The organism is Amycolatopsis balhimycina FH 1894 (assembly GCF_000384295.1).
Taxonomy (GTDB): Bacteria; Actinomycetota; Actinomycetes; order Mycobacteriales; family Pseudonocardiaceae; genus Amycolatopsis; species Amycolatopsis balhimycina.
The window spans coordinates 9,601,535-9,621,293 of record NZ_KB913037.1 but is presented as its reverse complement, the minus strand read 5'-3'; the positions used below and the strand labels follow the sequence as shown (position 1 = coordinate 9,621,293).

General features: G+C 66.4%; 16 protein-coding genes. 5 read left to right on the top strand and 11 right to left on the bottom strand.

Features of this window, described 5'->3' with window-relative positions; all coding sequences use genetic code 11:
• Positions 1-5 precede the first annotated feature (5 nt).
• On the bottom strand, positions 6-1,808 hold the full coding sequence (locus tag A3CE_RS0144355) for a type IV secretory system conjugative DNA transfer family protein (protein ID WP_020646568.1): 1,803 nt from the start codon (positions 1,806-1,808) through the stop codon (positions 6-8).
• Positions 1,809-2,366: 558 nt separating this feature from the next.
• Here A3CE_RS0144355 and A3CE_RS0144350 point away from each other — a divergent pair.
• Entirely contained in the window at positions 2,367-2,765 is a 399-nt protein-coding gene (locus A3CE_RS0144350; protein ID WP_020646567.1) for a histone-like nucleoid-structuring protein Lsr2, read from the top strand.
• A 36-nt stretch (positions 2,766-2,801) separates the two neighbouring features.
• Here the strand turns inward: A3CE_RS0144350 and A3CE_RS0144345 are convergent, their stop codons facing one another.
• On the bottom strand, positions 2,802-3,305 hold the full coding sequence (locus tag A3CE_RS0144345; protein WP_245589703.1) for a hypothetical protein: 504 nt from the start codon (positions 3,303-3,305) through the stop codon (positions 2,802-2,804).
• A gap of 308 nt (positions 3,306-3,613) precedes the next feature.
• Here A3CE_RS0144345 and A3CE_RS57060 point away from each other — a divergent pair, with 308 nt between their 5' ends.
• On the top strand, positions 3,614-4,927 hold the full coding sequence (locus tag A3CE_RS57060) for a hypothetical protein (protein WP_125592533.1): 1,314 nt from the start codon (positions 3,614-3,616) through the stop codon (positions 4,925-4,927).
• A 205-nt stretch (positions 4,928-5,132) separates the two neighbouring features.
• Positions 5,133-6,566: an IS66 family transposase gene (tnpC, locus tag A3CE_RS0144340; RefSeq protein ID WP_026468424.1), complete on the top strand. Its 1,434-nt coding sequence runs from the start codon at positions 5,133-5,135 to the stop codon at positions 6,564-6,566.
• A gap of 183 nt (positions 6,567-6,749) precedes the next feature.
• On the opposite strand, the gene A3CE_RS0144335 is transcribed toward tnpC, so the two are convergent.
• The 8 genes from A3CE_RS0144335 to A3CE_RS0144300 form a co-directional block, all read right to left on the bottom strand.
• On the bottom strand, positions 6,750-7,841 hold the full coding sequence (locus tag A3CE_RS0144335; RefSeq protein WP_026469453.1) for an IS630 family transposase: 1,092 nt from the start codon (positions 7,839-7,841) through the stop codon (positions 6,750-6,752).
• A gap of 43 nt (positions 7,842-7,884) precedes the next feature.
• Positions 7,885-8,877 (bottom strand): C40 family peptidase, encoded by a 993-nt coding sequence (locus A3CE_RS0144330; protein WP_020646564.1) that lies wholly within the window; start codon positions 8,875-8,877, stop codon positions 7,885-7,887.
• On the bottom strand, positions 8,874-10,760 hold the full coding sequence (locus A3CE_RS0144325; RefSeq protein WP_245589702.1) for a hypothetical protein: 1,887 nt from the start codon (positions 10,758-10,760) through the stop codon (positions 8,874-8,876). Before A3CE_RS0144325 ends, A3CE_RS0144330 begins: the two co-directional genes overlap by 4 nt.
• Before the next feature lie 182 nt (positions 10,761-10,942).
• Positions 10,943-13,510, bottom strand: coding sequence for an ATP-binding protein (locus A3CE_RS0144320; RefSeq protein ID WP_245589701.1), 2,568 nt, complete (start codon positions 13,508-13,510; stop codon positions 10,943-10,945).
• 11 nt (positions 13,511-13,521) lie between these two features.
• Complete coding sequence (locus tag A3CE_RS0144315) at positions 13,522-13,902, bottom strand: hypothetical protein (RefSeq protein WP_245589700.1); 381 nt, start codon at positions 13,900-13,902, stop codon at positions 13,522-13,524.
• A gap of 80 nt (positions 13,903-13,982) precedes the next feature.
• A complete protein-coding gene (locus A3CE_RS0144310) occupies positions 13,983-14,222 on the bottom strand; it encodes a hypothetical protein (protein WP_020646560.1) in 240 nt (79 codons plus the stop codon).
• 16 nt (positions 14,223-14,238) lie between these two features.
• The gene (locus A3CE_RS0144305) at positions 14,239-15,174 is read right to left on the bottom strand and encodes a conjugal transfer protein (RefSeq protein ID WP_020646559.1); all 936 of its coding nucleotides are present in this window, start codon (positions 15,172-15,174) and stop codon (positions 14,239-14,241) included.
• Positions 15,175-15,244: 70 nt separating this feature from the next.
• Positions 15,245-16,114, bottom strand: coding sequence for a sigma-70 RNA polymerase sigma factor region 4 domain-containing protein (locus A3CE_RS0144300; protein WP_245589699.1), 870 nt, complete (start codon positions 16,112-16,114; stop codon positions 15,245-15,247).
• 397 nt (positions 16,115-16,511) lie between these two features.
• Here A3CE_RS0144300 and tcmP (A3CE_RS53810) point away from each other — a divergent pair, with 397 nt between their 5' ends.
• Both tcmP (A3CE_RS53810) and tcmP (A3CE_RS0144290) read left to right on the top strand, forming a co-directional pair.
• Positions 16,512-17,762, top strand: coding sequence for a three-Cys-motif partner protein TcmP (gene tcmP, locus A3CE_RS53810; protein ID WP_020646557.1), 1,251 nt, complete (start codon positions 16,512-16,514; stop codon positions 17,760-17,762).
• Between the two features lie 106 nt (positions 17,763-17,868).
• Entirely contained in the window at positions 17,869-18,957 is a 1,089-nt protein-coding gene (gene tcmP, locus A3CE_RS0144290) for a three-Cys-motif partner protein TcmP (protein ID WP_020646556.1), read from the top strand.
• A gap of 1 nt (position 18,958) precedes the next feature.
• Here tcmP (A3CE_RS0144290) and A3CE_RS0144285 read toward each other — a convergent pair whose 3' ends face one another.
• Entirely contained in the window at positions 18,959-19,723 is a 765-nt protein-coding gene (locus A3CE_RS0144285) for a DUF5131 family protein (RefSeq protein ID WP_020646555.1), read from the bottom strand.
• Positions 19,724-19,759: the final 36 nt, after the last annotated feature.

Here is a 19,759-nt window from a genome sequence, read left to right as displayed (position 1 = left end):
GGTGATCACTCCACGTTCGAGGTCAGGTCGATGCCGGCGCCGCTGCCCCGCGTCGGCGGACGTCCGCGGCGCGGTTGCGGGGCCGGCCGCTCGGCCTGCAGGGCGGCGAGGATCCGGTCGTCCAGGTCCTCGAGCTCGTCGAGGACCTCACCGATCGGACGGCGGGCGAGGTTGGCGTCGAGGGCCTGGTCGACGTCGTTGTTCCACTCGGGGTGGAAGTGCTCGGCGAACTCGTCGTCGACGTGCAGCCCGCGGATCTTGAACGGCGTAGTGCGCTGCCCGCCGAGGGTCACGGTGACGACATGGTGAAACTGCTCCAGCTCGGTGACCGTCGCCGGCTGCACCAGGCCACCGAACTCGCGGGCCACGGTACGGGCGCCGTCGATCGCGGCGGCCGACGTCATCAGCAGCGACTGGTTCTGCAGCAACGCCCGCCGCGTCTCCGCGGCGAGCCGGTCGGGCATCTGGTTCATCGCATGCAGCGCAACCCGGTACTTGCGCAGCTGCTCGAGGATCGCCGCGAGGTAGCCGCGCGAGGCGCCGTCGACCGCGGGCAGCTCGTCGACGAACGCGTCGCACCTGCGCCGCTGCTCGACCGGCGTATCCGCGCGCGACCGGCCGGCGCGGAACAGGTCGTAGATCATGAACGAGGTGATCAGCTTGTTCGTCTCGCCGGTGCCGGTGGTGCAGACGAACACGATCCGCCCGGTGTCCATCGCCCGCCGCACGTCGTAGGTCGTCATCGACGAGCCGAGGAACGCCGAGAGCGTCGGGCTGGTCCGCAGCCGGTTGATGATGTTGGTGACCACGGTGGTCGCGTCCGGGGCCAGCTTCGGGAACGAGTCGGTCCAGTACCGGCGCACGCTGGGCTTGAGCGCCGGCAGGATCGATTCCCGCCAGGTCTCGTCGTCCAGCAGAGTCGGGATCTGGAAGATCGTCGGCGCGCAGTCGGCCGGGAGCCGCATCGCGAGGTAGCAGAGCGCCTCGCAGGCTTTGGTGAGGATCGACTTCGCCCGCGGCGCCGCGTCACCCCAGCCCAGGGCCGCGGCGAACGATGTGACGACCGCGTCGACGCGGTCCTCGATGTCGGACTCGGTGAAGCCCTGCATGCTCAGCGGGTTCCAGCCCGGCAGACGCTTGCCCCGACCACGCACGTCGAGGTTGACCTCCCACAGCCGCGCCCGCAACGCGGGATCGGAGAGGTAGGGCTTGGCGCGTTTCCAGCCGTCGGCGTGGGGATCGAGGAACCAGACCCCGCCGCCGAGCCGGGCGATCTCAATGGCCTGGGCCAAGGCCTCCTCGGTCTTCCCGAACCCGGCCTTGCCGAAGCGCGCGGAGAAGAGCAGCTCGCGCAAGGGCACACCGACCAGGCGCTCGTCGCCGTTGACGTCGGTGACGTACCCCAGCCGCACCAGCCCCGTTCCCGGCCGGTAGGTCGGGACCTCGCGCGGCGCGGGGAGCACCCAGCCGCGGCTACGCGCGATCGCCGGCGACTGGCACCGGCCTGACGGCGGCTTCAGCAGGCCCGCGAGTTCGCTGGTCGTGACCAACGAACTCGGCCGCGGCTTCGCCAGCCCCGTCCGGAAGCGCCGGTCGAACAGCCAACGCACTCCCGCGGTGTCCGCACCGAAGTGCCAGCCGAGGACTCGCGGGCCACGGACCCGCCAGTAGTTCTCACCTCGGAAGATGTCGAACGCGCCGATGACGCTGCGCAGGTGGGCCTGCGCCCGGCCCGGGATTTCCGAGACACAGCGGATCAGAACCTGGATGGCGAAAACCGGCTCATCGGTCACGAACTTGTTCTTCACTCGTTGAGGCGAAGGTGTCACATTCCGGGAACGCCCACCGACCTGCGAGCGAGCGATGGGTAGGAACTCGCCGAGCAGTTCCACTGCAACGTCGGCGACTACGCCGAACGGCCTCACACCATTTCCACCAGAATGCGGCATGGCCCGACGAGCGAGGTGCCGGATACGCGCCGGCGTCAACGGGATCAGATCAAGGCAGACCTGCACCGATTCACCAAGGTCGACGCGAACGTCACCGAGCGCGTTCGCCAGTGTCTGAAGTGGATCGTCCGGACGGATAGGCAAGGCAGCCACGGGAAGGTGCGCAGGTCGCGCCAGCACGAGCTCGGCTCGCGCCACGTGAACGTCCGGCGAGGATGGCTGACGATGCACGGCGGGTTCTCCTCCCACGAACGGTTTACGTCATCAGTCATGGGAGGTCGAAGCGGTTTTGATGCAGCCGAGCACGGGGGTGACTTTTCCTTTCCGGCTGACGTATGGATACACTCACTGACAGAACATCGCAGAATCTGCAACTTGCAGGTGTTCCTGGACGCACATCCACCCGAGGAGCATTCAATGGCCCAGAAAGTCCTCGTCGAGATCCTCGACGACATCGACGGCAGCACCGCCGCCCAGACTGTGCAGTTCGGTCTCGACGGGGTGACCTACGAAATCGACCTCTCCGACGACAACGCCGCCGCCCTGCGCGACGAACTGGCCCGCTTCATCGGCGCCGGCCGCCGTATCGGCGGCCGGAAGGTGCGCGTCGCCACCGGCCAGTCGACCACCACCAACGCGTCCGACCGTGAGCGCAACCAGCAGATCCGCGCCTGGGCCAACGCGAACGGCTACGAGGTGTCCGAGCGGGGACGTCTCTCCTCCGAAGTGGTCTCCGCCTACGAGCAGGCCCAGGTCGCCGAAGCCGAGGCGCCGGCCCCGCGGAAGCGTTCTTCGCGCAAGAAGGCCGCTGCCTGACCTGGCCACGATGGACAGGAGATCACTGGGGAGAGATCACCGCTGTCGTCCCGTCGGCGGCGAGGAGACATCGCCCTCGCCGCCGACGCAGGACACTTCACCCTCGGACGTCGTCGCCCGCCGGATCTCGACGTCGGGGTAAACGAGCTTGTTGAGCACACCGGTCACGGACTCGCGCCCCTCCACGCTCATCACCATCTTCCCGAACTCCGGATCCGTACCGAACCGAATCCGCACCCCCACCACCGACTTCGGCACCCACCCACGCACCGGCCGCACCCGCCCCAGCTGATGGGCAAACGCCTGCACGGCTTGTGGCGACGGATCGAACGTCGCCGTCGGCAGCAGCTCGAACCGGACACGGGAGCGGAGGTGGTGGGAACGAAGGTGTCGGTGGAGGACGAAGACCGCGATCAGGATCGCGACCGCGGCGGTGGTCACCCACCAGAACGCGCCGCTCGTGAGGACCTCGCCCAGACGGAGCGCCTTCGGCGCGCTGTTCCCCAGCATGACCTGGCGGCCATGCGTACCGGGGAACATGTCGGCATTCGGAGCCAACCCCAAAACTGCTGTCTGACCTCGTCGAGACCATCGCAGTCCGGCGCTCGCGAACGCTCTGCCAACGCCGCACCCAACGATCACACCACCGCCACGGGTCTCTACCGTGCTGCCCTGCCTTCCGACTTGCTCCATGAGACCAGACATGTCGGCCAGCGGTAACCTCCGATACGTCGACGGTCGACTTCGGCAGCACAGTGCCCACCGATCACAGCTGCTACCAGCGTCCGGCTTGCCACACCGCCGCGACGAAGCGCATCCTGGGAAGCTCCGAGCAGGAGGAGCAGACGATGCAGTGGTTCGCTTTGATCGTTGCAGCAGGGCTTGCGACGTCGTTCGCAATCATCCTCGTGCGCACGGCCGCTGAACTCCTACGCAGCGGCTTCGAAGCACTACTCGGTGCTCCACAGAAGCTCCGCAACCGACGCTCCAGCGGACTTGCAAGGCAACGCACACCTTACGTTGCGCCGAATCTACCCCATCGGACGATCATCAACCAGTATCAAGAAAGCTCCCAGGCGCAGCGTTGGACATCTGGAGTCGCTAACTTCGAGCTGACTCTCGAACCACGCACGCCTACACGCGAGCAGCCTCAGCCGGTCAACGAGCAGCCTCGCCTGCCTTACAACAGATCAGGCGAGAGATCCAAGCATCCCGGTAATTTCAGCGTGAATCAGCCTACCAACGCCCCGGCACAAGTTCGCCGTTCAAACCATCCAGAGGCCACTCCACTGCCAGGGCAATTTTCAAATGACGGGCCCATACTCTCCGTCACACTGGCAGTCGAGCCGGCACAGAATCTTCCGCCCAGCATACGCGATGGCCGCCGCTTCTGCAGTATCGATATTCGCTCGACCGACGTCCTCGCCATAGGCGATTCGATCACGCTAGACATGAAATTCCACTACAAGATAAAAAAAATAGAAATCGACATGAACGGATTGGTAGGCTCACTCAGCTCGAAAGCATTAGGCGCTTTGCGAGACTTAGTAGCCGATCCTAGTGATGACGCAGCGAACCGCCGATTCCGAGAGACCCTCCCACTTTCCGCGCAGCACGATGACCAACCCTGGAAAACGGTTCACACCCGACCGAATGCGCGAACAAAGATAACTGAATGCAATGTCCTCATAGAAGGTGACAACAGGCGGATTCCAATCAAGTCACGAATAACCATCACCAAGGGAAAGTTACCACTGGCGGCACTTCTGCGCAGTAATGGACAACTTACATCCCAGTTGGCACGCGCACTAAGGGAACCTGAAATACACAAGGACTTCACACGAGCACTCACCCGGTCAACAAGAGAGATCGACAGCCTGAAGATCCTCCAACACAGTGAATTTAAGCCAAGCGCCATACACGACAGTCCGATCATATGTACAGGTAATGGCATATTTGGATCCGGACTTCCAGCCGTAACGGTCGGAGAAGAAACTCGGGCAAAACTAAGAACAACCTCCTCGCTGAATAGCATACTCAGTGACGCGCAGCGCGGCCTGGCGGATATCAACGGGCAACTCAACCCAACACCGCCACCGCCAGCGGTGGACACTTTCCGGATACCGGGTCCCGGCGACGGCATCTCCAACCCTTTCGGCTGAAAGTTGATAACATGCGACCACCAGTGAAAACATTGATTGTCGGATTCGGCGGATCACTCATATGCTTGGGAATTGGCGCGTTCCTATGGTCACAAGGATTGAGTCACGCAGACGAGTGGGCAAGCGTGATTGCAGCATTTGTTGCACTCACGTAACTGGTCAGGTCGTTTCCGGGGTGTGTTTGCCCCCGTGAGATGATCTTGTTGTGCAGGCCGGGGATGGGCGTCCGTCGTATGACGAGCTTGCCGCCCTGGTGGTGCGGCAGGCGGCGGTGATCGAGGAGTTGCGGGTTGAGGTCGCTGCTTTGCGGGCCGAGAACGCTGAACTCCGGCGGCAGTTGGGGCAGAACAGCCGGAACTCGTCGAAGCCACCGTCATCGGATTCGCCGTTTGTGAAGCCGGCGCCGAAGTCGTTGCGGCGCAGGAGCGGCCGCAAGCCGGGCGGGCAGTCCGGGCATCCGGGGTCGACGCTGGCGCAGGTCACCGATCCGCATGAGCGAGTGCGGCATGAGCCCGGTCCTTGTTCCGGTTGTGGTGCGGATCTGGCCTTCGCGGCGGAGGTCGGGGTGGAGCGGCGGCAGGTGTTCGATCTGCCGCCGATCACGGTGCGGGTGACCGAGCACCAGCTCATCGCGCGCCGCTGTGAGTGTGGGACCACCACCTGCGGCGCAGCGCCGGCTGGGGTGACGGCGCCGGTGCAGTACGGGCCGCGGATCACCGCGATCGTCCTCTATCTGTATGTCGGGCAGTTCCTGTCGAAGAAACGCACCGCGACCGCGTTGGCTGAGCTGTTCGGTACCCCGATCTCGCAGGGCACGGTGGCAGCGATGACCGCACGCGCCGCCGACGGGTTGACCGACTTCCTGACCCGTCTGCGTGACCTGATTGCAGCGGCCGCAGTGGCCGGGTTCGACGAGACCGGGCTTCGCGTCGCCGGGACGCTGCACTGGGTGCACTGCGCCCGCACTGAGAAGTACACCCTGATCACGTGTCACCCCAAACGCGGCCGCGCGGGTATCGACGACGCCGGTGTGCTCGGTCGGTTCCGTGGGGTCGCCGTGCACGACGCGTGGGCACCGTATGACACCTACCTCGATGCCGACCATCAACTCTGCTGTGCCCACGCGCTGCGCGAATTGCAGGCCGTGACCGAAACCGTGCCGCCGGAGAGCCCATGGTGCTGGGCAACCCAGGTCGCTGACGCGCTCGTCGCGATGCAACACCTGGTGGCCGAGGCGATCGCCGCCGGTGCCGACGCGGTGGATGCCGACGCGCTGACCATCCAGATCCGCCGCTACCGTTCCGCCGCCCAGGTCGGGATCACCCAGACCGCCGATCGAGTGGATGCGCTGGCGTGCAAGCACAACGCACTCGCCCGCAGACTGATCAACCGGCAAGACGACTACCTCCGCTTCACCACCGACTGGCGGATCCCCGCCGACAACAACGGCTCCGAACGTGACATTCGCATGATCAAGCTGCGGCAGAAGATCTCCGGCTGCCTCCGTACCCTCGCCGGAGCCGGGCAGTTCTGCGCCATACGCAGCTACCTATCCACCGCAGCCAAACACGGCCACCACTTCTTCGACACCCTCGTCACACTCGCCGAGGGAAACCCCTGGCTGCCCGCAATTCCATGACCTGACCAGTTACGCACTCACAACCTCCGTGACGGCCATGACCAGATGGACACACGCGCGCGAAAAGCATCTGGGGCTCGCTAACACCCGAAAGCCCAACGTAAACATCGAACTGGCTCATATAGTCAAAACTGGCGGATTCTCGATCATGCCAATCGTGATCAGGCACAAGCATACATCCAGCTAGTGTTCCGCGTCAGAAATCCGCTGGCAATACCGGGCGAGGGAGTCAAGGATCTCCTCGGCGGTTTTGCGCCATACGAACGGCTTCGGGTCCTCATTCCATGCCTTGACCCACTCGCGGATGTCTTTCTCCAGCGCCGCAACACTTTTATGGACACCACGACGGATCATCTGGTCGGTGAGGAACCCGAACCACCGTTCGACCTGGTTGATCCAACTCGACCCGGTCGGGGTGAAGTGCATATGGAACCGGGGATGCCGCGCCAGCCACGCCTTGATCGCCGGGGTCTTGTGGGTGCCGTAGTTATCGCAGATCAGATGCACATCCAGGCCGTCGGGCACGGTCTTGTCGATCGTGGTCAGGAACTTCTTGAACTCAATGACCCGGTGCTGGCGGTGCAACTCGCTGATCACCGTGCCATCGGCGATGTTGAACGCGGCGAACAAACTGGTGATGCCGTGCCGGACGTAGTCGTGGCTACGCCGCTCGGGCATGCCCGGCATCATCGGCAGCACCGGCTGGGACCGGTCCAGCGCTTGCACCTGGCTCTTCTCATCGGTACACAGCACCACCGCCCGCTCTGGCGGGTTGTGGTAGAGCCCGACCACGTCGATGACCTTCTCCACGAACAGCGGATCAGTGGAGAGTTTGAACGTGTCGGCCTGGTGCGGTGTGAGCCCGAAGTCCCGCCAGATCCGTCCGATGGTGGACTTGGACAGCCCGGTCCGCGTCGCCATCGACGTGCGCGACCAATGCGTGGCGTTGCGGGGTGTCCGCTCCAAGGTGGTCACGATCACGTCCTCGACCTGGTCGAGGGTGATCGACGCGGGCCGACCGGGCCGGTCCTCGTCCACCAGTCCCTCCAGCCGGCGGGCGACGAACCGGGACCGCCACTTGCCCACTGTCATCCGATTGACCCCAAGCTGGTCTGCGGTCTCCACATTCGACAAGCCTTCCGCGCAGGCCAGCACGATGCGGCACCGCAACGCCAACGCCTGCGCCGAACTCGCCCGCCGCGCCCAGCGCTGCAACGTCACACGTTCCTCTTCGCTGAGCACCAACTCGGCTTTAGACCGTCCACGACCCGCCATCACCAGATCCTACAATTAGATAGCGGATCTCTGGCGCAGGACACTAGCCGCTTGGGCGGCTTGCACCGACAGCTCGAGAGCCCATCTGGTCAACGCGAACCGGCAGTCCCAGGTCGGGCGCGTTCACCATAGTCGTTCTTGATAGAACCAGTCCGACGTGAGTGATACGGCCTGCGCTCGTTCCGAAAAACACCAGGTCTCCGGGCAGTAGCTCGTCAACCGAGACTCGTCGCCCAGCGGAATATTGGGTCTGCGCGGTCCTCGGCAGGTCGATGCCGGCTGCAGCGTAGGCAGCTTTCGTGAGGCCTGAGCAGTCGAACCCGCGATCACCGCTGTCTGGGCCATTTCCGCCCCAGACATAGGGCAGGCCGAGTTGGTTGCAGGCGAATGTGATCGCGGCCTGGGCAACGTGGTTCGGGGCCTGCACCGCGCCGCAACTGTACTTCTCCGCCTGGTCAAGGACCTTCCGGACGTACCACTCGGCGTGGTTGTAGGCGAAGATCGCGGCGTGCAGGTCGCGGCCGTCGCGGGCTCCGGAGTCGCAGAGGTAGGCCGCGGCGGCGTAGATCGCGTCGTGCGGGTTGTACCGGGACGGCGGGTGTGCGCCGCCGGGCGGTGGTGGGTGGCGGGAGACGACGCTGTCGAATGTCGGCTGGAGGAACTGCATCGGGCCGCCGGCTTTGGCGCTGTTCTCCCCGCTGTGGACGCCGGGTAGCTGGGAGCGGCCGTGGTCGCTTTCGATCTTGCCGATGGCGGCGAGGATCGTCCAGTCGAGGCCGGGGCAGGTTTGGGCGGCTTCGCGGTAGAGGACGAGGTAGTCGGCCGGGATGTCCCCGACCGTGCCGCCGTTCGGCGCGGCGGCCGAGCTCGAGTCGCCGGCCCCGGCGAGCGTCGCGAGCAGGACGACGACGATCACCACGCAGGCGGCAGGCGGGCCGAACAGCAGCAGCGCGGCCAGACAACCCCAGCGGGCCGGGTGTTCGCGGAGCTGGTCTCGGGCGATCTCGGCGGCTCGCAGGGCGAGCAGCGGGTTCATCGTCGGCCGGCGGCGTCGCCGAGCCGATCGCGCAGCCGCTGCGCCCACGAGACGGGCGGCGGCAGCATCGCGGGAGGTAATAAGGTCTCAGTCGATGGTTTCGTGATGAAGCCGCGGCCGCGCGCTGCGGCCCCGAGGTCGGTGCCGGTGAACGCCGGTTTCCGCCCGGTGGCCGGCGGCGTCGCTCCGGCGATCTCCGCGCCGAGGTACGTCGAGGCTGCTGGCTTCTGCCTACGTGAGCGGTCGCTGAGTGCGGTGAGTACGGGGGTGGCGGCCTGCCACGCGGGTCGCGCGCCGGTCGCTGTCCCGACATTTCCGGCGTAGGCGGTGGCGTAGGTCTTCGCGGCCTCGGTACGGCGAGCCAGCGCAGCCTTGGCCATACCGGATTTGGCGGTGAGCGCCGTCTGCGCACGCTGAGCTGCCTGCGGCCACGAGACCGGAGCCCCCACGGTGTACTTGAGCACCTGTCCCCCGGCCTGCCCGCCGGCGCGGCCCGCGGTGACCAGGCGCTCCTTGAGCCGACCGACCGGCGCGAAGGTCTCGGCAAACGCCGACGTCCCGGCCTTGACCGTCCGGGCGAGCCGATCCGGACCCGCGGGCACGACCGGCGTCGGCAACGCCTTCGGAGCCTGGCGCGGCCGGCCAAGCCGCTGCAGCCGAGAGCTCACCTGGCCGCGGACCCGTTGGAGGTTCGCGGCGAGGCGTTTGCGGAAGAGGAACCCGGAGAAGACAACGAGGTCGATGACGGCGAACCGGACCAGCTGCGGGCCGAGATCGGCCAGCATGAGCGTGCGCAGCAGCACAGTCATGACGGCGAGGAAGACCATGCCGGCCAGCAGCCGGGCGATGGTGGCGGCGATCGAGCTGACCCGGTAGGCGAGCTGGTGCTGCATCGAGGGCACCAGCGCGGCAACCAACGCGAGCGCAAGCAGCAGCCCTTCGAACAGCAGCAGGTACGGCGCCAAGACCTGCACGGCGTTCAGGCAGATCACCAGGATGGCGAACAGGAGCATCGCGATCGCGTACAGCCAGGCACCGAGGGTACGGTCGCCGTCGGCGACCTCGTTGTACTTGCCGTAGTCGCCGGGGCAGCCGTCGAGTTCGCGGGCCTTGGTGCTGTCGTCCTTGCCCGACCAGGGACCGTCGTCGAGGACCTTCTTGACGGAGTACTGGCAGGCGCCGGCGATGCCCTTGACCCGGCTGATCGGCGTGCCGTAGTTGAGCGTCTCCCAGGGCGTGATCAGCAGGTTGTCAATGAACGCCTGACCGATCGGCGCCGCAGGGTTCCCGGTGCCGCCGGGCTCCTGTCCCATGACGACGCTGGAGACGTCGGCGGCGAGATCGCGGGACAGGGACAGCACGCCGTCGTCGCCGACGAGGACGTCGACGGGGTGGGTGATGATCGCGACGGCGAGGACGTTGACCGCGATGGTCGACGCGGTTTCCCGCCATGCCCGGGTAGTCAGGCCTCGCGCGAACAAGAGCCCGAGGTAGCAGGTGGCCACGAGCAGCGCGATCTCGCGGAGCTTCAGGTCGCCGATGACCGAGGTCTGCCAGATGCCTTCGAGGTCGCGGGCCGGGGCCTTGATCCAGTCGAAGACCTGGGTGGAGGCGGCCCATTCAGTGAACCAGACCGAGAACCCGACCGCGTACTTGCCGACGGCGAAGCCGATGTTGCCCAGCCACAGCCAGATCGTCGGCATCGGGTTGTCGAGCAGGCCGGGCAGGTTGGCGAAGAGGTCGTAGTTGTGCAGGTCGCGGCCGTAGCCGTCGTCGATGCTGAAGATGCCGCCGAGGTGGACGTGGTGGCCGGGGTCGTCCTGCAGCGGCAGTGGCGGCGCGTCCGGATCCGGCTTCGGCGGCGCTGGCTGGTCACCTGGCACCCACAGGCATGTCGGATACGGCTCGCACGGATTCTGTTGCGCCTGACCATACGCGGCCTGCGGCGCGAAGAGTCCGATGAGGACGATGACAGCGCCGATCGCGAGTCCACGGGTTCCGCCCGACCTCAGCCTCATCATGCCCTCCCGCCCGTCTCCGTTAGACAGGGCTCAGGAGGCCGGGTTCAATGCGCCCGATGACCTCGGGAAACGGAAGGTGTGGTCAGGACGGCGTCGGGCAGCGTGCGGTACGGCTGGGTCATCGCCTTGACCTTGCCAATCCGTCCACTGTGATCACGCACGAGAAACTCCCCCGCTCGAGCGCGACGCTCCTCCTCGCCGCCAGCCGGATTCAGCGGCGAGAGGTCCTTGGTGACGACCTCGTGGTAACGAGCGTCGGCCGGGTCGACACCGAGCCATGCCAGGCCGCTGCGGGCGAGCCCGTCGTCGCGGTGGCGGCCGAGGAACCGCACCGCGATCAGACCGCGCAGGACGCCGTCGCCGAGGTCTTTCGGGGCATGTGAGCCGAAGGCTGCATCGGCGCCGTGCTTACGGCCGTCGCGCACGAACTCCAGCGCGATCTGCTGGCCTTCGGGGGTGCCGGTGACGTTGTAGGCCTCGTCGCAGATGAACTCACCCCATCTGCCCGGGGTGAAGCAGATCTCCTTGGCGATCGCGGCGATGAGCAAGTGGAAGGCGCGGCCGAAGAGCTTGCGCGGCGGAATCCGGGCGGCCATCCGCTCGTTGCTCATCTCCAACGCGCTCGGCAGTGGGATCTCATTGGTACAGAACACCACCATGTCTGCACCGAACAGATCAACTGGAGCGAGGTCAGGGTCGAAGATCGGGCGAGTGATCAGGTCGCGCCGCAGCCGCTCGAGCCGGTCGGCCAGCGCACGGGCCGCCGGGTCGCGGGCGCCCTGCTTCCGCAGCGTGTCGACAAGTCGGTTGCTGGAGGCGTCCGACCGACCGCTAACGGCGTCGAGCCCGCGGCCGAGCGCGTCTCGCTCGGCGGAGTTGGATTCCAGGTCGAGCCAGGCGGCGAAGAACGTCTCGGCGATACCGGTGCTCGACTTGGCGGTGCTGCGGAAGACCCGCAACGGGTCACAGGAGTGCCGCAGCTCGGCCGCGTCGGGCCGGTCGTCGAGGCTGGGGTCGATGATGTCGACGACCTGCGCGTTCCCGGGCAGCGCGGCGGCGACGGGTGCCCATTCGCGGCTGCGGGTCCGGTCGATGACGATCACCCGCCCGTCCAGCATCAGCCGCACGACCGCGGCGACGTTCTTAAGGATCACCGACTTCCCGGCGCCGAGCTCGCCGATGACCGCGATCCCGCCGGAGGAGTCGTGGGTCGGCCCGTAGGTCGGGTCGAGCAGGAACGGGGTGATGGCGCCGCCGTCGACGGTCAAGCCGAACAGCGCGCCGGTGGGGTCGCCGAAGTCGGTGGCCGAGACCGGCAGCAGCATCGCGGCGTCGGTGGCCAGGAGATTCTGGCTGCACTCGCGCACCACCATCGGCGTCCGGCTCCCCGGCAGCAGCGCCTGATACAACTGCCGCTGCCCACCGAGAGGCCGCTCCCACCGGTACTCCCCGCCCAAGAACGCCTGCCGCAACGCCTTCGCGCGGGCGTCGGCGTCGCGGGCGGTGGAACCCCAGACGCAGGCGACGACGCCAACCTCGAGATCGATCTCGGTCGAGCTGGCACCAAGACGGGCGTTCTTGTGCTGGATCTCCTCCTGCGCCGAGATCACATCCGCTGGCACGCCGGCGGTGTCGCCGGCGTGCTCCTCGTCCTGGCTCATCAGGTCCCGAGTCCGGCGCCGGTTCGCGGCGCGGGCGTCCTCGTTCGAGCGGGCGGTGATCCGCAACGCGTAGTCGACGCCGAAGCCGATGTCGGCCAGCCGGGCCAGGATCTCATGCCCGGGGAAAGTGAAGGCCCGCGGCATCTCGGCCAGCACGAGGAAGGCCTGGTAGCTGGCGACCGCGCCGTCGTCGGACGGCGTCACGCACTTGACGAACCGTCGGCTCAACAGTCCGAGCGGTCCCCAGCCCAGTCGGTCCTCGGGTGGGTCGGTGCGGCCGCCTTCGTCGAACACGCAGCTGCGCAGCGTCGTCAGCCGCGCGCGTCCGCTCCCCCACCGCACCGCGAGACCGGTGTTGTGGACGGCGTCGATCCGGTCGAGCTGCGGCTCGTTCACCCCGCGGACCGGTGCGCGGCAGAGCCACCACAACAGCTCCGCCTCCGTCGCCGGCCGGAACGGAACCGCGCCGCCGAGTTCCTGGGCCGCGACCCGCGCCCGTTCGCGTCCCGCTGCCACCGCCGCAGCTGATGCGGGCCGGGCGGGCACGCCGAGCAGCTCGCCGAGCGCTGCGGCCGTCGCGCGCGCGGCCGCCTGGGCGGCTTCTTTCCAGCCGTGGCCGGCGAGGGGTTTGGCGAGCCAGAAGCTGCGGCCGAGCACGTCGAGGGTGTCAAGCTGGTCCCAGGCGTTGTGGACGGTCTCCGCCCAGTGCGGGTTCACATCCAGATCGATCCCGTCGAGGCAGCGCTGGACGATCGCGTGGGCCTGGACCTGCTCGCACATCGACGCGATCATCACCTCGCCCCGCAGCGACTTCATCAGCGTCACCGTGCGGTCATACAGCTCCCGCAGCTGACGACCGGTTGAGCGAGCGCTCTCGTGCGGCAGCACCCGCCACACCGCCCACACCGAGCCGTCGGCGCAGAACAGCAGGTTGCCCGCCACATCGGTCACCGGGGAATCCATCATCGCTCCCGAGCCTGGGCCAGCACCTGCTGCAGCGACGAGACCGGCGCCGCCAGCTCCTCGACCTCGTCGCGGAGGTGCAGGTACAACCAGCTGCTGCTCTGCTGCACCCGCGCGGGCCGATACGGACGATGGCCCAGGATCCCCGCCGAGGGCGCGAGCAGGTGCGCGCCCAGGCCGGCGAGCCAACCGAGCGGGGTCCGGGACTCGATCCGGGCCCGCCGGAGGAACACCGCCGACAGCGGCAACACCCAGCGAGCTGGGCCGAGCCAGTCCAGCAGGGGTAGCTTCCACACCACCACCAGCAAGATCAGGAACAGCGTGCCCTGGGTCAGGGTGTACGGACCGCCGGGCAGATAGCCGCCGTCGCGGCCGGGCATCCGCCCGAACATCCGAGGAAACCGCCGCGACCGCGTGTATGACCGGCCGACCAGGACATCGCCGCGGCTCTTCGGGGCGGTCAATGGGTGAACCAGGCGCCGAACATGCCGGCGACCGCGTCGAGGTTGAGCAGGATGCCGAGGAAGATCGCCGCGATCACGCCGTACTTGATCGCCCGGGTGAAATTCCCTCGGGTGCCGACCAGCAGGCCGATCCCGCCGACGATCGCCGCTAGCAGGATCAGCCGCCGGACGGACTGGTCACCCCAGGCCAGGTTGGTGTCGATCCAGGACTTCACATCGGCGGCGAGCACGATCATCGGACTTCTCCCTTGCCTACCGGCCCGCCGTCAGCGGCGCCGGATCGATGCGGTTGATCTCCCACCGGCCAGCCCGCGCGACCAGGGTCAGCGCGTAGTCGACCGGCGTGCTCTGCCCGGTGGCATCCCATCCCCAGGCATGGACGAAGCTGTGGACGACCGTTCCGTCGACCGGCCTCGCCGCTTGCCCCGGCTCGAACTTCTCGTGCGTGCGCACCTCGGTCACCTGCACCGCCGCATACGGCACCGGACACGGCAGGGCAACGCTTGCCCCAGGGCTGACGAACCGGTCGAGCTGGCCTTGCCCCGCCAGGTACGCGGCCAGAAATCCCGTGACCGACTGCCCGACCGGCCCACCCGGATCAGCGACCTCGTCGTAAACCAGCTGGACGGCGCCACCGGTGCCCGGGCACGCCACGACCGCGGGCAGCGCGGTGGCGACGTAGGCGGCGTCGGTACCGCTCATCGCCACCTGGGCGCACAGCAGGGTGGCCGCGCGTTTGCCGTCCGGCTGCAGCACCAGCACGTCGGCGACCACCACGACCGACCACACCCCCGACGCCGGCGAGACCGCCGAGATCACCCCGGTGCCGACCGGCACCTGCGTCCCGACGGCACGCTGCGACTTCATCCCGGGCGGGTAGAAGGTTTCGAGATCCGCAGGGTCGTCTCGGGTCGCCGAGAGCCAGGAGCGCACGTACATCTCCGCCCAGCCCTGCGGCGACGTGGAGGGCGCGGGTGCGCCGCCGTCCCGCATCGACGGCGCACCCGCTGGCTGGAGAACGATCAGCCCGGCGATCGTCAGCAGCGGACTCGCCAGCACGGCCAACCACGCCACCCACCGGCCGACCCGGTGAGCCGCGCCCCGCAGCGCCGGCTCGACGTCCCTGTCTGGCAGGAGTTTGACCAGCGGGCTGCTGCCCGCGCCCCCACGGTCGCGACGAACGATCACGACTCGACCTCCCCGTGCTTGGCGTGCAGGCTGCTACTCGGAGGCACGCAGGTCGGCCGGCCCGTGTGATTCAGCCGGCCCAGGGCAGGTCGCGGCCCGGAAACTCCGTTGCAGCCTCCGCCAGCTGCTCGAGCGCCCGACGGCGATGCCGGGTGATCGTGGGCTGACTCAGCCCGATCAGCGCGCCGACCTGCCGGTCCGTGGCGACGCCGTCCCGGCCGACTGGACCATCGAAGTAACGGGTGGTCAGGATGGTGGCAGAGTGCTCGTCGAGCCGCTCCTCCTCCACTGCCCAGGCCAGAAGTTCGAGCAGCTCTTCCGACGCGTCCGGCTCGCCCGGCACGTCCGTCAAAGGCCGGTACACCTCGTCGTCGATGCTGACCACGTCCGCGGCGGCCTGACCGTGATCGACGCCGAAGTCCCGCTGCGCGGCCCGCTGGGTCTCGCGCACCAAGTTCGCCGCAACGTGCTCCCGGCGCCGCAGCGGGTAGCAGCGAGCCTGCTCCCACAGGTGACCGATCACGGCCGCCTGGATGTCCTGGCAGTCCTCGGCCGCCGAAACCCCGCCGCCAGTCACGCCGCGCCGGACACCGACCGAGCCACCCGCCGCCCGGGCCGCGCGGACGACCCGGCCGACAATGCCCGGCACCGCCGGCAGCATCGCATTGACCACGATCTCGGTGGCCACGACACCGCCGTTGCCCGGTTCAGCGGCCCGGACCAGCAGCGCATGAAGCACGTCGTCGTGTCGCGTGTAGTCACGGGTGGCCAAGACGGCGACGAGGTCATCATGGGATGCGACTTCGGAGAGCGCCGTCTCTTCGACGGACCAGTCGTGGACGGCCTTGTCGAATTTCGCGATGGAGCGCGCCTGACCGAACTCCTTCTGCAGCATCGTGAGCGGACTGTTCACGGCGGATCGACTACTCAACGAGGACATGACGCTGGCTCCTTCGCTTCGGTGACAAGCTCTGGGCCAGGGTCAGAACCGGTCCTCGCTCCCTCCCCATGCCAGATGCTTGCCCCGAGCGAAGAGCAAGCAAAGATTCAGCCATCCGAGTCACGTACACGATGAAGCTGCGACGGCCCTACGAGCGACTGTGGCGATCTTGCTTTCCCGCGAACGCACAGAACCGTTCCGAGTTGCTGATGTCAAGGTTCACCATCGCAGTGATGAACACGACGCACTGTTAGCGGTTCATCACGGCCGATCCGCGGGCCTCTGTTCGGAGACTTCAACCAGTCTGGTTCAGGTTCACTAGATCGTTATGCCACTGCCGTAGCGTGCTGGTTCCTCGTAGCGAACTAGGTGGTGATCGGCGTACGGGAGGTCGCGAATGACTATTGACAGCGAGCCAATGAAAGAGGATCTGACCCCCGAAGAACTGGAGGACTACAGCCTCAGCGGCGAAGCAGGGGGTGAGTCGCAGGCCGGTTCCGACGACCCCTTCTTCGTATCCAAGAAGGCTGCGGCAGTGTACAAACACAAGCTCCTGAAGACGTACTTTCCCAAGTTCGCCGGCAAGGCTGGCTCGACCGAGGCCGATAAGCGCCTGGTCTATGTCGACACGCACGCTGGGCGTGGCTCCTATGATGATGGAACAGCTGGGAGCCCCCTGCTTGTGGCTCAGGACGTTGCTGGGATGCAGCGACTGCGCCGCATTGACTGCTTCTTCGTCGAAGCTCGCAAAAGCAACTTCGAGCATCTTGACGATGTCCTCACCCGCAACATGCCCGAGGGAGCCCGCTGGCACACGCGCCAGGGACGGGCAAGCGACCACTTGCAAGAGGCACTGACCTTCGCCGGCGATTCGCCGCTGTTCATGTTCATCGATCCCTACGGCCTCGGCCCGACATTCGACGAGGTCGTGATGGTGCTCAACCGGCCTCGCAACGGCTACGGCAGCAAGACGGAAGTCCTCCTGAACTTCATCGCGATGGCCTTCTCCCGCGCAGGCGGCTACCTTCGCCGCGCTGAGAAGTCCGCGCAGCAGCTGACCACTCTCGAACGCCTGGATAAGGTCCTCGGCGGTCCTTGGTGGCGCGCGGTTTACCTCGCATCGGAATCCACCGCTCCTGCCATCCAGGAGATAGCTCTCGGCTACGCCCAGCGAATCCAGGCGAAGACCAACTGCTCCGTCAGCTTGATCCCGGTCCGAGACCGCGCACACAACCACCCCATCTATTGGCTTGTCCACTTCACCCGCCATCCGGACGGCGTCTGGTGGATCCGCGAAGCTGCCGCGTACGCGAGTGAAGCGTGGCGGCGACACTGCAGCCCTCCACCGCAGGGAAATGACGACGGGCTCTTCGCTGTCGAAGACCCGTTTCCAGCCGAAGAAGCCGCCCGACAGGCTGGGTGGATCGACGCGATCGAGCGACATGCTCGGAGACTTCTGCAAGAGCAGGGCACGATCGAGCTCCCACGAGACGCCCAAGCGGTGTTCGGACCTGAAACGTTCGGCCAGGCCTGGGCCAAACATCTGCGAGGAGCACTCGCCCGGCTCCACAAAGAGGGGATCCTCGAGCCGAAGCCGCTCGCTGACGGCTTGGACAAGTACAAGGGACGCCGAGTTCAGCACTCGTAGCAGCGCGGCGGAAACCCTTGAACGAGATTCATGAGCCGTGTAGCGTCGATCAGGCACGCTATGAAGCGAGGACAGCACACTAAGTAGCCGCCACTGGGGAGATGGCATGCCGGTTGATGGCCCCGTGCCGTGGGAACGCGCCGATCACACCGGCGCCAAGCACGACATCTACCGGCGGTACCTGAAGCGCTGGTTCCCGATTCTTCTGGACGGGGCAAAGCCGTATCGGTCGGTCACGTACGCCGAAGGGTTCGCCGGCCCAGGTATCTACGTTGGCGGCCACCCAGGCTCGCCGATCATCGCTTTGCAGGCTCTCGTTGACGAGGTGACCAACACCAGCTCCCTGGTCAAGATGCTCTTCGTCGACGACGAACCCCGGTGCATCAAGATGCTCAACGAGCAGTTTCGCTCCCGGTTTCCTGTTCGTCCGCGCACCCCCGACACCTTGTGGTCCAAGGTCACATTGGGAACCTGCATCGAGAAGCTCGAGTCAGCACTCGATGAGATGGACTCCTGGGGGCAGCCCATCCTGGCGGTGCTCGACTCCTGGGGGAACGTCCCCGTCACCTATCGACTTCTGAAACGGCTGGCCGACAACCTGTCCTCTGAGGTGATCATCACTCTGGGGACGCAGCCGTTCATCCGCTTCGTATCGAAGATGGGCTCCGACGCCGATGAAGTGTTCGGCGGCGACCCGACGTGGCGTGCACTGAGCGACCTGCCCAGCGGCGCAGCCAAGAGGCAGCACATCTTGACCTGCTACCGGCAGACCCTCCAACGAGCCGGTTTCAAGTTCCTCCTCGACTTCGAACTGATCGACACCCGCGGCGAGTCGCTCTACCTCGTATTCGGGACGAACCACCGCCGCGGCCTGGAGAAGATGAAGGACTCCGCATGGGAGGTCGATCGCGTGTACGGTGTCGGCTTCCGCGACCCGCGTGATGAGCAGGCCGAGGCACTGTTCGAGCTCACCGAACCCGCTCTGGCACCGCTGGGCCGACTACTGCTAATTCGGCTGAAAAGTGGCCCGGCAGCGGGAATGCGGATCGAGTCGCTCAGGGAATTCGCACTGTTCGAGACCGTCTACCGACCCGAACACGTCATCCGGACGCTGCGCGAACTGAGGAGCCAGGGCCTGATCGACAGTGACGGTCAGGCTTTGACCAGGTCCAGCATCGTGCGAGCGACGCCGTAGTTCACTCTCTAGGGGAAGCCAGCGCAGCCGGGCGCGCCGGCATGCCGTCGTAGGTCCGCCCATCGAGTTCACGGCCGAGGGACTTGGGACGGATACCGCCCCACTGCTTGTGAAAGAAGGGAACGTCTGCGGCGGCGCAGTTGTCTCGAATGTGCCGAACCCAGTCGGCATCACAGGGACGAGCACGCGGGCCAGACTCACCACCGGTGATTACCCATCCGATCCCGTCCAGCGATAGGCCGGGCAGCGGACCCAGCAGCGGCTCAGCTGAAATGAATCGAACAGCAGCCGGCACCTCCCGAAGGTGATCGACCCGCTCCAGTTGCCCCTCGTTCTCGACCGAGACGCCCATCCAGAGGTTCTGTGGCCACTCGAGCCGATCTGCCATCCGACGCAATCGCAACGAACGCTTCGTCAGCATCTGGTACGTGTGCTGCGGGGTATCTGCGATCACACCAAACACATCCCTGATGAAGCCCACCGGAACCCGCGCGTGGAAGAGATCCGACATCGAGTTCACGAAGACGAGACGAGGCTGCCTCCAGCGATACGGAAGAACCAGCGCATCGGGATGCACCGCCACACCAAAGCCTGGGCCGGAGGTCTTCGGATTGCCATCCGTCTGGTACTTCGCGGCACCCATGGCCTTCAACCGCTTGGCCAAGGTGAGCGCGTAACAGTTGTCGCACCCTTCAGAGACACGGTCGCACCCCGTCGTGGGGTTCCAGGTCGCCTCCGTCCATTCGATGGAACTACCGTCAGCCATGTCTCGTCACTCCTCGCAAAGACCGAAGGCAAGACT

Coding starts and splice junctions, on each gene's coding strand:
- A3CE_RS0144350 (WP_020646567.1), top strand. CDS start 2,367: ATGGCCCAGAAAGTCCTCGTCGAGATCCTCGACGACATCGACGGCAGC.
- A3CE_RS0144345 (WP_245589703.1), bottom strand. CDS start 3,305: ATGTTCCCCGGTACGCATGGCCGCCAGGTCATGCTGGGGAACAGCGCG.
- A3CE_RS57060 (WP_125592533.1), top strand. CDS start 3,614: ATGCAGTGGTTCGCTTTGATCGTTGCAGCAGGGCTTGCGACGTCGTTC.
- A3CE_RS0144335 (WP_026469453.1), bottom strand. CDS start 7,841: ATGGCGGGTCGTGGACGGTCTAAAGCCGAGTTGGTGCTCAGCGAAGAG.
- A3CE_RS0144330 (WP_020646564.1), bottom strand. CDS start 8,877: ATGAACCCGCTGCTCGCCCTGCGAGCCGCCGAGATCGCCCGAGACCAG.
- A3CE_RS0144315 (WP_245589700.1), bottom strand. CDS start 13,902: ATGCCCGGCCGCGACGGCGGCTATCTGCCCGGCGGTCCGTACACCCTG.
- A3CE_RS0144310 (WP_020646560.1), bottom strand. CDS start 14,222: ATGATCGTGCTCGCCGCCGATGTGAAGTCCTGGATCGACACCAACCTG.
- A3CE_RS0144300 (WP_245589699.1), bottom strand. CDS start 16,114: ATGTCCTCGTTGAGTAGTCGATCCGCCGTGAACAGTCCGCTCACGATG.
- tcmP (WP_020646557.1), top strand. CDS start 16,512: ATGACTATTGACAGCGAGCCAATGAAAGAGGATCTGACCCCCGAAGAA.
- tcmP (WP_020646556.1), top strand. CDS start 17,869: ATGCCGGTTGATGGCCCCGTGCCGTGGGAACGCGCCGATCACACCGGC.
- A3CE_RS0144285 (WP_020646555.1), bottom strand. CDS start 19,723: ATGGCTGACGGTAGTTCCATCGAATGGACGGAGGCGACCTGGAACCCC.